At 66.5% G+C, this 13,170-nt stretch carries 14 protein-coding genes; 7 read left to right on the top strand and 7 right to left on the bottom strand.

What is annotated here, in order from left to right; all coding sequences use genetic code 11:
- Window positions 1-79: 79 nt before the first annotated feature.
- On the top strand, window positions 80-1,873 hold the full coding sequence (locus HJG53_RS03065) for a sensor domain-containing diguanylate cyclase (protein WP_217352573.1): 1,794 nt from the start codon (window positions 80-82) through the stop codon (window positions 1,871-1,873).
- Here HJG53_RS03065 and HJG53_RS03060 read toward each other — a convergent pair.
- The 6 genes from HJG53_RS03060 to HJG53_RS03035 are packed head-to-tail and all read right to left on the bottom strand — an operon-like array spanning window position 1,870 to window position 6,956.
- Complete coding sequence (locus HJG53_RS03060; protein WP_171127690.1) at window positions 1,870-2,856, bottom strand: DUF2891 domain-containing protein; 987 nt, start codon at window positions 2,854-2,856, stop codon at window positions 1,870-1,872. The genes HJG53_RS03065 and HJG53_RS03060 overlap by 4 nt on opposite strands.
- A complete protein-coding gene (locus HJG53_RS03055; protein WP_171127689.1) occupies window positions 2,853-3,764 on the bottom strand; it encodes a DUF979 domain-containing protein in 912 nt (303 codons plus the stop codon). Before HJG53_RS03055 ends, HJG53_RS03060 begins: the two co-directional genes overlap by 4 nt.
- On the bottom strand, window positions 3,761-4,444 hold the full coding sequence (locus tag HJG53_RS03050) for a DUF969 domain-containing protein (RefSeq protein ID WP_171127688.1): 684 nt from the start codon (window positions 4,442-4,444) through the stop codon (window positions 3,761-3,763). The genes HJG53_RS03055 and HJG53_RS03050 overlap by 4 nt, the downstream gene beginning before the upstream one ends.
- Before the next feature lie 57 nt (window positions 4,445-4,501).
- Window positions 4,502-5,449 carry a Gfo/Idh/MocA family protein gene (locus tag HJG53_RS03045; protein ID WP_171127687.1) on the bottom strand — a complete coding sequence of 316 codons (948 nt, stop codon included), beginning with the start codon at window positions 5,447-5,449 and terminating at the stop codon, window positions 4,502-4,504.
- Entirely contained in the window at window positions 5,446-6,072 is a 627-nt protein-coding gene (locus HJG53_RS03040) for a 2-dehydro-3-deoxy-6-phosphogalactonate aldolase (protein ID WP_171127686.1), read from the bottom strand. Before HJG53_RS03040 ends, HJG53_RS03045 begins: the two co-directional genes overlap by 4 nt.
- Complete coding sequence (locus HJG53_RS03035) at window positions 6,069-6,956, bottom strand: 2-dehydro-3-deoxygalactonokinase (protein ID WP_171127685.1); 888 nt, start codon at window positions 6,954-6,956, stop codon at window positions 6,069-6,071. Before HJG53_RS03035 ends, HJG53_RS03040 begins: the two co-directional genes overlap by 4 nt.
- Window positions 6,957-6,990: 34 nt before the next feature.
- Here HJG53_RS03035 and HJG53_RS03030 point away from each other — a divergent pair, with 34 nt between their 5' ends.
- From HJG53_RS03030 to dgoD, 3 genes are read left to right on the top strand one after another with little or no spacing between them, the layout of a single operon-like run.
- Window positions 6,991-7,869 carry an SMP-30/gluconolactonase/LRE family protein gene (locus HJG53_RS03030; protein WP_217352572.1) on the top strand — a complete coding sequence of 293 codons (879 nt, stop codon included), beginning with the start codon at window positions 6,991-6,993 and terminating at the stop codon, window positions 7,867-7,869.
- Between the two features lie 33 nt (window positions 7,870-7,902).
- The gene (locus HJG53_RS03025) at window positions 7,903-9,198 is read left to right on the top strand and encodes a family 1 glycosylhydrolase (RefSeq protein ID WP_171127683.1); all 1,296 of its coding nucleotides are present in this window, start codon (window positions 7,903-7,905) and stop codon (window positions 9,196-9,198) included.
- A gap of 2 nt (window positions 9,199-9,200) precedes the next feature.
- Window positions 9,201-10,343, top strand: coding sequence for a galactonate dehydratase (dgoD, locus tag HJG53_RS03020; RefSeq protein WP_171127682.1), 1,143 nt, complete (start codon window positions 9,201-9,203; stop codon window positions 10,341-10,343).
- 45 nt (window positions 10,344-10,388) lie between these two features.
- On the opposite strand, the gene HJG53_RS03015 is transcribed toward dgoD, so the two are convergent.
- Window positions 10,389-10,625 (bottom strand): hypothetical protein, encoded by a 237-nt coding sequence (locus HJG53_RS03015; protein WP_217352571.1) that lies wholly within the window; start codon window positions 10,623-10,625, stop codon window positions 10,389-10,391.
- A gap of 146 nt (window positions 10,626-10,771) precedes the next feature.
- Between HJG53_RS03015 and HJG53_RS03010 the strand changes: the two genes are divergently transcribed.
- From HJG53_RS03010 to HJG53_RS03000, 3 genes are read left to right on the top strand one after another with little or no spacing between them, the layout of a single operon-like run.
- On the top strand, window positions 10,772-11,626 hold the full coding sequence (locus tag HJG53_RS03010; protein WP_171127680.1) for an aldose 1-epimerase: 855 nt from the start codon (window positions 10,772-10,774) through the stop codon (window positions 11,624-11,626).
- Between the two features lie 9 nt (window positions 11,627-11,635).
- Window positions 11,636-12,835 carry a molybdopterin-dependent oxidoreductase gene (locus HJG53_RS03005; RefSeq protein ID WP_171127679.1) on the top strand — a complete coding sequence of 400 codons (1,200 nt, stop codon included), beginning with the start codon at window positions 11,636-11,638 and terminating at the stop codon, window positions 12,833-12,835.
- Window positions 12,832-13,107 carry a hypothetical protein gene (locus tag HJG53_RS03000; RefSeq protein ID WP_171127678.1) on the top strand — a complete coding sequence of 92 codons (276 nt, stop codon included), beginning with the start codon at window positions 12,832-12,834 and terminating at the stop codon, window positions 13,105-13,107. The genes HJG53_RS03005 and HJG53_RS03000 overlap by 4 nt, the downstream gene beginning before the upstream one ends.
- Window positions 13,108-13,170: the final 63 nt, after the last annotated feature.

The raw sequence follows: 13,170 nt of genomic DNA, 5'->3' as shown, positions 1-13,170 counted from the left end.
GGGAAGTGCGGGCGATCACAGCCCGGGCTGATGCGGCTGGTTAACGCGCTGGAAACCAAGGGGGAGGTAGCGCCCGACCATGCAGAAAAGCGTGGCAATCAACGTCGTGGCGGTGAGGGCGTTCGGCGCGCCGATGCTCGTCGCGCTCGGCCATTTCGTGATTGCCTGCGGTTCGCTGACGCTTGCGCGCTGGTCGAATGGGCTGGCCGCAATCTGGCTGCCTAATGCGGTGTTGCTCGCCTATCTGCTCCTCACCCCGCGCGGGCGCTGGTCTTTGCCGGTAGTCGGCGTGATCCTGTCGGGCACGTTCGCCAACAGCCTGGGCGGCGCCCCGCTGCCGCTCGCTTTCGCCTTTGGCCTGAGCAACGGCATCGAGCCGCTTCTGATCGCTTGGCTGCTGCAGGCGGATCGTCGCCCGCTCAACCTCGAACGAATCGGTGATCTCAGCCGCTTCGTGCCCGCGCTCTTAGTCGCTTGTCTGGGCTCGGCCGTTTACGCCTCGACGATTTCGACGTTCTTCTATGCCGCCGATTTCCGCGAGTTTTGGATCAGCTGGCTGTCGTCCTCCTTTCTGGGGCTGGCGATCTTCACTCCCTTGTTGCTTATCGGTGCCAAGCAATGGCGGGCGCCGCGTCTGACGGGGCGCGACTGGCAGGGAGCGCTGGCCGTCCTTGCGCTCGTCGCTGGTTGTGGGGCGATCGGCTTTTTCCAGACGCGCTGGCCGCTGTTCTTCGTCATGCTGCCGCCCGTGCTGATCGCAACGTTTCGCTTACGGGCGATCGGCGCGGCGGCGTCGGTGCTGCTGCTGGCGGTGATGGGCACCGCCGCAGTCGTCGGCGGATTTGGAGTGGAAGCGATTGGCAGCGTCAGCGAACGGCTGGTCCTGCTGCAATTGTTCCTTGCCGTCGCCATTCTGACTGCCCTCCCGGTTGCCGCGCTGCTGTCGCAGCGCGACCGCTTCGCTGAGACACTGGCCGCGCACGAGGCGCAGCTGGCGTCGATCGTCGATGCGGTCAGTGACGTCATCTTCCACACCGATGCGGAGGGGCGCTGGACCTATCTCAATCCTGCTTGGGAGCAGCTGACCGGCTATGCGGTCGAAGAGTCGATCGGGCACCCGGTGATGGACCAGGTGGTGGAGGAGGATCGTGACGAACTGCGCGAGCGCATGCGCGGTCTCACCTCCGGCCTGTTCGAAACGCTGCGCCACCAATTCCGCTTTCTGCACGATTCGGGCGACCATCGCTGGGGCGAAGTGCAGGCGCGTCGCCTGACCGACACCGATGGCCGCATGACGGGCGCGGCCGGAATCATTGTCGACATTTCGGATCGGCTCGCGGTCGCGGCGCTGGCCGAGGATGCCCGCCAGCGGGCCGAGCGGGATGCCGAAGCCGCCCTGCTGCTCGCCGCGACCGACGAACTGACGGGGGTCGCGTCGCGGCGCGCGTTTTTGACCGTCCTCGATCATCAGCTGACGGACGGCGACGTACTCGCGGTCGCCCTGTTCGACATCGACCATTTCAAGCAGGTCAACGACCGGCATGGACATGCGGTGGGAGACGAGGTTCTGCGCCGGATCGCTGAAATTGCCGAGAGCTGCATCCGCGACCGCGACCTGGTGGGGCGGCTGGGCGGCGAAGAGTTCGCGGTGCTGATGCCGCGTGCGTCGCTCGAACAGGCGGTCGCGGTTGGCGAGCGGCTGCGGCGGGCGTGCGAGGAGGCCGAGCACCGTCCGGGCCTGCGCGTGACCGTCAGCCTCGGCGTGGCGGCCGCCGACGCGGGCAGCGATGCGGCATCGTTGCTGCGCGAAGCCGACGCGGCCCTGTATCGCGCCAAGTTCGAAGGGCGGAACTGCCTGCGGCTGGCCGCCTAGCCCCCTGCTTCCAACGCGAGCATCGCGAAAGTGGCGAGCCAATGTTCGCCCATATAGTCGCCGGCCACGTGCGGCAGGCTTGCCTGCAGGTGCCGATCGGCGGTCGCGCGCGCGATCGCAGCTCTGTCATCCGGCAGCGCATCCGCGATCTCGCGCCAGCTCCAGGCGCGGCTCAAGTTGCAGCCATCGAGATGCGCGATCTTGCCGTCGCTGCGATCCGAGACGAAGACCGGTTGGAGCAGGCTCTGCGGCTCGCCCTCCGCGAGCCTTGGCAGGAAAGTCGCGAACCAGCGTGCGAAGTCCGCGCCTAACACGCGCTTCATGAGCAGCGCCTCTGAGAGTGCCGAGGACAGGAATTCGTCGCCGCCCGGCTCCCATGCCTGACAGTCACGGTCCTGGCCGAACCAGCCGCGAGCCTTTTCCTCGATCAGGAGACGCAGACTCTCGTCGGGCCATTCCAGGGCGAGGGTTAGCGCGAAGGCGGAGTTGAAGTGGGTGCCGACGCGAATCGGATAGGTGAGGCGCGGCAGGAACTGCAGGAAGCGTTCGGCAAAGGCCGCGGCGAGCGGCTGCAGCGCCTCGGCCCAGCCCCGATCCGGGTGGCGGGCGGCCTCCGCCCACAGTGCGATCGCCCAGGCCCAGCCGTAAGGCCGCTCGAAACCGCCGGAATAAGCGCGGTCGAGATAGGCAAGTTCCCCGGCGACCTTGGCGCGGGTCAGCATCTCGTCCGCCAACACCTCGACCCGGCGAGACACTTCGAGATCGGGAAAGAGCCGACGCACGCGCAACAGCAGCCAATAGCCGTGGACGCAGCTGTGCCAGTCGAAACTGCCGTAGAAGATCGGGTGAAGCCGGGCAGGGGATTGCACGTCCTCCGGCCCGTCCATCACATGGTCCAGCTTGTGCGGATATTCGCGGCGGACATGGCCGAGCGCCAGTTCGGCGAAGTGCGCGGCAGTCTCTGGCGACAGGGTCTGGGTCATCGAAAGGCCAGCAAGTAGATGAGGGCGATGTTCACCGCCAGCAGTGGCAGCGCGGTGCCGACCTGCGCTTTCACCACCGCATTGCGGTCGCGCAGTTCCAGCAGGGCGGCGGGCACGATGTTGAAATTAGCCGCCATCGGCGTCATCAGCGTGCCGCAAAAGCCGGCCAGCATCCCGATGGCGCAGACGATAGCGGGATCGCCGCCAAAGCCGCGGATCAGCAGCGGCAGCCCGATCGCGGCGGTCATCACCGGGAAGGCGGCAAAGGCATTGCCCATGATCATCGTGAACAATGCCATGCCAATCGCATAGGCGGCGACTGCCGCGAACAGACTGCCGCTCGGGATGACTTGGCCGGCAGCGCCGCCGACGAGATCGCCGACGCCTGCAACGGCGAAGACGGCGCCGAGGCTCGCCAGCATCTGCGGCAGCACCGCCGCCCAGCCGACTGCATCGATCAGCCGGCGCCCCTCTTCGAGCGCGGCCGTCGGGGGCGGCCGCAGCCAGAGGTAGAGCACGATCAGCGCCAGCACGACGCCAAGGCCGAGCGACACCAAGGTGATCTGCTTTGGATCGATCAGCCCGGAATCCTTGAGCAGGAAAGTGCCGATCAGTGCGGTGAGGGGGATGATCAGCGCCGGCAGAAACAGCCTGTTGCCGAGACGCGCGCCATCTCCGGCACTGTCCTGTGCCTCGGGCTTGCGGAGGGCGCCCAGCGCCGCAAGCGCCACCAGCGCCAGCACCAGCAGCCCGTTGCCCAGGTCGCCGAGCCGGTCGCCGGCGAGGAAGCTGAGCGCGACCAGGCTCCAGAAGGCGGCGTTGCCGAACCGCCGCTGCCGCGCGCTCAGCACGGCATAGGCGGCAAAGATCAGACCGGTGAAGGTGTAGAGCGCCGGCAGCCCGATCATGGCTCTGCATCCGCTTTGCGCGAGGCCAAGGTGCGGTCCAGCCAGAGCAGCCGGGCACCATGGATCAGGAAGGCGAAGATGGCGGTCGGGATCGCCCAAACCGACAGCTGCAGCGGCGCGATCCGGATGCCGTTCTGGTCGAGAAAGCCGACGATCAGCAGGATCGAGCTGATCGCGATGAAGATATCCTCGCCGAAGAAATTGCCGACATTGTCGGTGGCGGCCGCCATCGCCTTGACCCGCTCCCGCTCGCGTTCGTCGAGCGGTCCGGAGCGCTCGGCCGCCGCTTCAGCCATCGGCGCGACCAGCGGACGCACGGTCTGCGGGTGACCGGCGATCGAGTTCAGCCCCAAAGCCGCAGTCAGTTGGCGGAACAGCAGATAGGCGAGCAGCAGCCGGCCGGTGGTCGCCTTGCCGAAGCCGGCGATCACGCGTCTCGCCTGTTGGCGCAGCCCGAAATGTTCGAGCAGGCCGATCACCGGTAGCGCAATCCAGATGATTGTCACGTACCGGCTGTCGTTGAACGCCTTGCCGAGGATGGAGATCACGTCGACGAGGCTGCGGCCCGCTGCCAGCCCCGTCGACAGCGCCGCGGCGGCGACGACGGCGAGAGGGTTCAGCCGCAGCAGAAAGCCGACAATCACGATCAGGATGCCGATGAGCGGCAGGTAATGGGTCAAGCGAGTGGCCGTCTGGAGGGTCGTCGAGAGCTTTGTGCGGAACTTGGTCGAGAACGTCTAGCCGCCGTCGTTGCGCCACTCGAACGGCGGTGCCGTCTCTCGCTTGCCGACCATCATAGCGTCGGCGACCAAACGTAGCGGCTCGATGTCGACCCGGCTCCGCCGTTCCTCCACCAGGTGTGCGAACTCGGCGTAGATGGACGGATATTCACCCGGCCCTTGCGCCGGCTGCGGCACTCCATCGACCAGGAGTTCGGCGCCGCCGCGGCGCAGCTCAAGGATGCGACCTTCGGCCGATTCGACGGTGATCGTCCACTCGTCCTCTGCTGCCGGGCACCAGTCGAAGACGGCGGAGAGCGGCGCCTCAGCGACGGGGCTGCTGAGCGCCAGTTGCACCTTGATCGGCTGCTCGCGGTTGGCGGGAATGCGCAGGGTCGCATCGTCAATGATCAGCTTGCCGGGCATGATCCGGCTCGCAATCGACAGCGCGTTGATCCCGGGATCGAAGACGCCAAAGCCTTCCGCCTGCCACACCCAGTCCTGGCCGGGATGATATTTGTTCACGTCTTCGTGCCAGCGGATCGCGAGCCGCTTGATGCGCTCGCCGACGAGCAGGGCACGCGCCTGATCGACTGCAGCCGCGTGCTGCGAATGCCAGGTGGTGAACAGCACTCGGCCGAGCCGCGCCGCCTCGTCGCGCAAATTCTCGATCTCGCCCAGCGTCGTCGCCGGCGGCTTTTCCAGCAGGCAGTCGAGGCCGGCCGCTAAGCATTGTCGCGCGATCGCGTAGCGCGGCCCCGGCGGCGTGCTGATCGTGACCGCGTCCAGCTCTTTGCCGATCGCCTGGAGCATCGCGTCGGCCGTGTCGAAGCAGCGGGCACCCTGCTGATCGCAGCCGGAGCGAGTGACCACTGCCTTCAGGCCATAGCCGCCGACCGCCTGCAGCGCCGGCACATGCGCGTCGCGGGCGATTTTGCCGAAGCCTATGATGCCGAGTCGGATCATTTCAGCCCCTCCACATAGGCGCGCGCCTTGGCCGCCGTGTCCTTCGGCGATTGGCCGGACTTGTAGAGTCCGCCACCTAGGCCGAAGCCCTGCGCGCCGGCGTCGAGCCACGGCCGCATTGTGTCCGGTTTCACCCCGCCGACGACGATTAGCGGAACCTCGGGCGGCAGCACCGCCGTCATCGCCTTCAGCGCGGAAGGTGACGATCCCTCGGCGGGGAAAAGCTTCAGTGCATGGGCGCCTGCCGCCAGCGCGGTGAATGCCTCGCTGGGCGTGAAGAAACCGGGCGCCGACACGAGCCCCGCCTTTGCCGTCGCCTTGATCACCGGGGTATCTGTGGAGGGGGAGACGATGATGCGTCCGCCCGCATCGGCGACCCGGCGCACATCCGCTGGGTCGAGCACCGTGCCGGCACCGATCAGCGCTTCGCTGCCGAACCGCTTCGCCAGCCGCTCGATGCTGGCGAGCGGGTCGGGCGAGTTCAGGGGCACTTCCACGATGCGGATGCCGGCGGATAGGATCGCCTCGCCGATCGCCTCCGCTTCCTCTGACCTTATCCCTCGGATGATAGCGATCAGTCGGCATTCGCCGAGATAGCGGGTGAAGTCCTGGACGGCGGTCATAGTCTCTCCGCGATCGCCTGCGCGCCAAGGAGGAAGGCGGGCTCGCCATCCACTTGGCTGCTGGTGCGGCCGGCAAGCCGCAGGGCTTCGGCATAGAGCGCAGTCAGGTCGCTGCGTCCGATCAGCGTCACCGCTTCGCTCTCGAATCGCTCGAGCCCGATCCGCACGTCGCTGCCGATCAAGAGGCCGCTGACGTAAGATGCGCTGTCCTCCCGCACGCGAAGCAGGAAGCGTGCTCGAACGGAGAAGAGTTCGGCGGTGAGGTCGGTGCGGGACAACCCGTGCTCTGCTCCGGCGCGGAAATCGTCGTTGATTGTCACTTCGCCGGCGAGCCGGTCCTGGAGAATGCCGTGGCGGCTCAGCATGCTGAACAGCTCGCCGGTCATGACGCTGCGAAATGGTCCGATCGCCCCACCTAGCATCCTCACCCACTTTGCGTGGGTGCCCGGATGGCAGATCACGCCGTCCGCTGGTGCCAACCCGGCCGCTACGGCGCCGAGCAGCTGCACCTCCTCGCCCCGCATGACATCGGCCTCGCGGCCGTCGAGCCAGCTGACACCAGGCACGATCACCACGTCTTCAGCGGGTCGCCTGAGCGAGGCAACGAGCGCATCGAGACCGGCCGACGCCGGCACATAGGGCGCCTCGACCCAGCCGCGATTGGACCCGATCATGCCGGCAAGCAGCAGCGGCCTGCCGGGCCAGAGCGCGCGCAACCGGTCGATCTCGCCGGTATATCCGCCAGGAGGAACCTTGAGCACGCCCATGCCGTCTTCGAGCAACGGGCGGACCGGCTGGTCGGCGGCAACCGCCCAGGCACGCCGGTTGGTCGTGCCCCAATCGACGGCGATGAAGCCTTGCGCCCAGTCTTTTCTGCCCGCCATCCATGGGGGAACGGTCGGGCCGCGACTTCGTTTCGTGGCCATCGTGTCCGACCGTAACGCCCCCGAACCGATCGCTCCTGTCGAGGCGGTGCTTGGCGAGGGGCCCGTCTGGGTGGAGCGCGATCAGGCGCTCTGGTGGGTGGACATCAAGGGGCCGGCGATCTTTCGCTGGCGCGACGGCCATGTCGATCGTTGGATGCCCCCGCTTCGCATCGGCTCCCTCGCACCCGCAAGGGCCGGCGGGTTCGTCGGAGGTACGGAACGGGGCATCAGGTGGATCGACCCCGAGCAGGACGTTTATGCGCTCATCGTCGATCCCGAAGCGCAACTGCCCGACAATCGCTTCAACGACGGCAAGGTTGATCGCGCGGGCCGCTTCTGGGCCGGGACCATGGACGATCGCGAGCTGGAAGCAACCGGCACGCTCTACCGTCTCGATGGGGATCTCGGCTGCACCGCGGTGGATTCGGGCTATCGCGTGACCAACGGCCCGGCGTTCAGCCCGGACGGACGCGTCATGTACCACAGCGACTCCGCGCGCCGCACGCTCTACGCTTTCGACCTGAACGCAGACGGGCAGGCCTCAAACCGCCGCGTGCTGGCGCATTTCCGCGAAGAGCAGGGCTATCCCGACGGCATGACGGTTGATGCCGAAGGCTGTCTGTGGATCGCCTTCTGGGACGGCTGGTGCATCCGCCGCCTGTCGCCCGACGGAGAGCAGCTCGACACGGTCCAGCTGCCGGTCGAACGGCCGACCAGCGTGGCGTTCGGCGGGCCTGCTTTCGATCGCCTGTTCGTCACCTCTGCCCGCGTCGGGCTCAACGAAAAGGCACTCGTCGTGCAACCTTTGGCCGGCGCGCTCTTTATGATCCAGGTAAACGCCCGGGGCATTCCCGAGCGCATGTTCGGCTGACCGCAGGGGAGGGCCTTAGCCATCGCCAACTTCATGTTCGCCACCGGGATCGAGAACAGCATCCCGACGATCGACAATGGCAAGACGCGCGTCGACCAGATGGAGGTGTGCGGCCATTACAAGCATTGGAAAACCGATTTCGATCTGCTCGACGAAATCGGCATCCAGTATCTGCGCTACGGCCCCCCAATCCACACGACCTATCTGGCGCCCGGCAAATATGACTGGGAATTTGCCGACATGACATTTGCCGAGCTGCGGCGGAAGGACATCACGCCGATCGTCGATCTCTGCCATTTCGGCGTGCCGGACTGGATCGGCAACTTCCAGAACCCGGACTTCCCCGATCTGTTCGCCGAATATGCCGCGGCCTTCGCCGAGCGCTTTCCCTGGGTGCAGCTTTACACGCCGGTCAACGAGATGTTCATCTGCGCGACCTTCTCCGCGCGCTATGGCTGGTGGAACGAGCAGCTGACCGGCGACACGCCGTTCGTCACCGCGCTCAAGCACATCGTGAAGGCGAATGTGCTGGCCATGCAGTGCATCCTGCAGCGCCGCGCCGATGCCATCTTCATCCAGTCGGAAAGCTCGGAATATTTTCATGCCGAGAGCCCGGCGGCGATCCACTCGGCCGAGGTGCTGAACCGCGTCCGCTTCCTGTCGCTCGACCTGAACTACGGCAATCGGGTCAATAGCGACATGTACGAATATCTGCTCGAAAACGGCATGACCCGGGACGAGTATAACTGGTTCCTGACCCACCGGCTAAAACAGCACTGCATCCTGGGTAATGACTATTACTGGACCAACGAGCATCGGGTGCGCGCCGACGGCAGCACCACCGCTTCCGGTGAGGTGTTCGGCTATACCGAGATCACGCGCCAATATTACGACCGCTACCGCTTGCCGGTGATGCACACCGAGACGAACCTGATCGAAGGCCCGAATGGCGACGAGTCCGTGCATTGGTTGTGGAAGGAGTGGGCGAGCGTGCTGCGGCTCCGCAACGACGGGATCCCGACGGTCGGCTTCACCTGGTACTCGCTGACCGACCAGGTCGATTGGGATGTGGCGCTTCGGGAAAAGCGCGGCACGGTCAACCCGCTCGGGCTCTACGACCTCGACCGCAACATCCGCGCGGTGGGCCGTGCCTATAAGCAGCTGATCCAGGATTGGCGGGACGTGCTGCCCGCGTCGAGCGTGTGCCTGTCGGTGCCGATCGTGCCGCCGTCGCACTACGACATCATGGATCAGCGCGAGGCTGAAGAAGCGCAGCGGGTCGTCAACCTCCGCCCGAGCGCGCAGCAGCAGAGCCCGCAGGGCGGCTGACGGTGCAGATCGCCCGCATTGAGACGTTCGTCGTGCCGCCGCGCTGGCTTTTCGTGCGGGTGGAGGCGACGGACGGCGCGTTCGGCTGGGGCGAGGGCAGCCTGGAAGGGCATGCCGAAGCGGTGGAGGGCGCCTTCGAAGCCCTGCGAGATCGCTTCATCGGTGCCAACCCGCAGCGGATCGAGGATATCTGGCAGATCGCCTATCGCGGCGGCTTCTATCGCGGCGGTCCGGTGTTGATGTCGGCTCTGTCGGGGTTGGACCAGGCGCTCTGGGACCTGAAGGGCAGGGCGCTGGGCGTGCCGGCCTGGGAACTGCTTGGTGGGCGCGTGCGCGACAAGGTCCGCGCCTATGCCTGGATCGGCGGCGACCGCCCGCACGAGATCGGCGCGGCGGCACGCGCGCGGCGGGCGCAGGGTTTCACGGCCGTCAAGATGAACGCGACGCCCGAACTCGACTGGCTCGGCACGCCCAAGCTGTTCGACGAGGTGGTCGCGCGCGTCCAGGCCGCGCAGGCCGAAGGCATGGATGTCGGCCTCGATTTCCACGGCCGCGTGCACCGGCCGATGGCCAAGCAGCTCGCCAAGGCGCTGGAGCCGCTCGGACTCCTGTTCATCGAGGAGCCTTTGCTGTCGGAAAATCACGAGGGCCTGAGCCAGATCGCCCATCTGGTCGCGACCCCGATCGCACTCGGCGAGCGGCTCTATTCGCGTTGGGACTTCAAGCCGTTCTTCGAGTCAGGCGCGGTGGACATCATCCAGCCGGATCTGAGCCATGCCGGCGGCCTGTCGGAATGTCGCCGGATCGCGGCGATGGCTGAGGCCTATGACGTGGCGGTCGCGCCGCATTGTCCCCTCGGCCCGCTGGCGCTCGCCGCATGTCTGCAGCTGGCGGCGACCGCACCGAATGTGGCGATCCAGGAGATGTCGCTCGGCATTCACTACAATACGGGCGGGCACGACCTGTTGAACTTCGTCGTCAACAAGGAGGCGCTGACGCCGGTCGACGGCTTCCTGCCAATCCCGCAGGCGGCCGGGCTGGGCGTCGAGATCGACGAAGCTGCCGTGCGCGAGGCCGACAAGGACCGGCACCGCTGGCGCAACCCGATCTGGCGCACCGGCGACGGCAGCTTCGCGGAGTGGTGAGCGCGTCTGCAACCATGCTCCTGCATCCGCAGGAGAACGGCAATCTCAGGCGGCGATGCTCAGCCGGTTCTCGCCCGCATAGCGCGCGTCGCGCGCTGCCTCTTCGGCGGTCAGCGGGCGGAGATAGGAGACGCTCAGGCGGCGGCCGAAGATATCGTCGCCCCGCATCTGGACCTTGGCGTCGGTGGCACCTTCCGGCAGCCGCTCCCGCACCGTGCTGAGGATGTCGATCATACGGTCGAGCGACACCCGGTCTTCGACCTCGAAGAAATCACGAACCATTCGAGTCATACGCGCCCCCCCGGGCACAAAATCAAACGAGCACGCTTTATGCGCCGGATGTGCTTAATGCACCGTGACTCGCCGCAAAAGTGGAATGCGTTGTTTTCCATGCGCGATTCTGTGGATAATTTTCATCGGAGTCAGCAATGATCTCGATCACAGCCGCCGGTCACGAGCTCATCCTGGCCCCGGAGGTGGGGGGCTCGATCGCGTCGCTGACGCACGATGGCAGGCCGATCCTGCGCGGCAGCGAGGCACCGGCGAGCCCGCTCGACTGCGGCTGCTTCCCGCTCGTGCCCTATTGCAACCGCATCCGCGACGGTGCCTTCCTGTTCCGCGGCAAGCGGGTCTCGATCGCGCCCAACATGGTCGGCGATCCGAGCCCGCTGCACGGCGATGGCTGGCTCGGGCCCTGGCTGATCGAGAGCCTGGGGGATGCGAGCGCCTGCCTTTTCTTCGCGCATGCGCCCGATGAATGGCCATGGGAATATGAGGCGCGCCAGACCTTCCGCCTGAGCGACAAGGGCCTGGAGGCGGAGATCAGCTGCCGTAATCTCTCAGCCGAGCCGATGCCCTGCGGCCTCGGTTTTCACCCTTATTTCCCCTGCGACGACGAGACGCGCATCGACACGAAGGTGGAGCGGGTCTGGGAAGTCGACGACAAGGTGCTGCCGACGGGCATTGCCGAGCCGGGCGGCCGCTATGCGCTGACTGGCGAGCCGGCGTGCGGGCGAAGTCTCGACAATGGCTATGGCGGCTGGAGTGGCGAAATGCTGCTGACCGCGGGCAACGGTTGGGTGACCCGCATGGCCTCGCCGGACGCAAAATTCTTCCAGATCTATTCGCCGCCGAGCGGAGGACTGCTCGCCGCCGAGCCCGTCAGCCACGCCAATGCGGCACTCAACGAGCCGGAGCAGAGCTGGCCCGAACTCGGCCTGCGCGTACTGGAGCCCGGCGAAACGATGCGGCTGCGGATGGACCTGAGCCTGATGCCCGCCTAAGCAGCGCGGATGCACGGATTTGCCCGCCGCGAACTGATCCTCGGCGCCGCCGCGCTCGCGGGGACGGCCAGGGCGCAACGCATGGTGGACCTGGCGCTTCCTGGGGGCCCGTCACAGCGGCCGACCAGCAGCGCCTTTCCGCACAAGGGCGAGATGATCGTACAGCGCGTGCGCCCGCCGCTGCTCGAGACGCCGTTCGAGGTGTTCGATCAGGGCGTGTTTACGCCCAATGACCGCTTCTTCGTCCGTTGGCATCTGGCCGACATTCCGACGAGCATCGACCCGGCGAGCTTCCGGCTGGCGGTCCGCGGGGCTGTCGCCAAGCCGCTGTCGCTATCGCTCGACGCACTGATGAAGCTGCCCAGGATCGAATATGCGGCGGTCAATCAATGCTCCGGCAATTCGCGCGGCCTGTTCGAGCCGCGCATCGCCGGGGCGCAGTGGCGGCATGGCGCGATGGGCAACGCCCGCTGGACGGGCGTGAAGCTGAAGGACGTGCTTGATCTCGCCGGCGTGCAGTCGGGGGCCGTGGCGGTGCGGTTCGGCGGTCTCGATGGCCCGCTGGTGTCGGACTCCCCCGATTACCTGAAATCGCTGGCAGTCGATCACGCCCGGGACGGCGAGGTGATGATCGCCTGGGCCCAGAATGGTGAGCCCTTGCCTTGGCTCAACGGCTATCCGCTACGGCTGATCGTGCCCGGCTGGTTCTCCACCTATTGGGTCAAAATGCTGAGCGACATCGAAGTGCTCGACAAGACGGACGACAATTACTGGATGGCGAAGGCCTATCGCGTGCCGGACACGCCTTACGGCAATGTGGCGCCCGGCGCGCAGGGCTTTGCGACCAAGCCGATATCGGCCATGCCGCCGCGATCCTGGATCACCAGCCATGCCGATGGCACCAAAGTTGCGGCCGGCCGGCCCTTGGACCTGCGCGGCATCGCCTTGGGCGGGGATCAGGGTGTCGCCAAGGTCGAGGTGTCGACCGATGCCGGCGCAAGCTGGCGCGACGCTCGCCTCGGCGCCGATGAAGGTCGCTACAGCTTCCGCCGGTTCGATCTGCAGCTGCCGTCCCCCGCCGCCGGCCCGATCACGATCCTGACTCGGTGCACGAACAGTGCCGGCGTCGCTCAGCCGATGACGCCGAACTGGAACCATTCGGGCTATCTCCGTAACGTCGTCGAGGCGACGCAGCTGGTGGCCGCATGAAGGCGCTGATCCTCTGGCTTGCCCTGCTGATGGCGCCGGCGGAGTTCACCCTCCCGGACGATGATGTGCAATTCGCCGGTCCTGACGCCGATCTGCTCAACGCCAACTGCCTGTCCTGCCACAGCGCCTCGATGGTGCTGCTCCAGCCCAGGATGAGTGCCGAACAATGGGGGCACACGGTCGAGAAGATGCGGACCGTCTACAAGGCGCCGGTCGAGGATGCCGACGCGGCCCAGCTGCCGGCGGCACTGGCGCGGGTGCAGGGGGACTAGAACCCACAACCCGGTTTGGGCTGAGCTTGTCGAAGCCCCCCTTCTTCAAAGGACGTCCGGCAA

This window comes from Sphingomonas sp. ID1715, assembly GCF_013044515.1.
Lineage (GTDB): Bacteria > Pseudomonadota > Alphaproteobacteria > Sphingomonadales > Sphingomonadaceae > Sphingomonas_B.
Note: the sequence above shows the minus strand (reverse complement) of the source record. Positions and strands in the feature narration are given on the sequence as shown.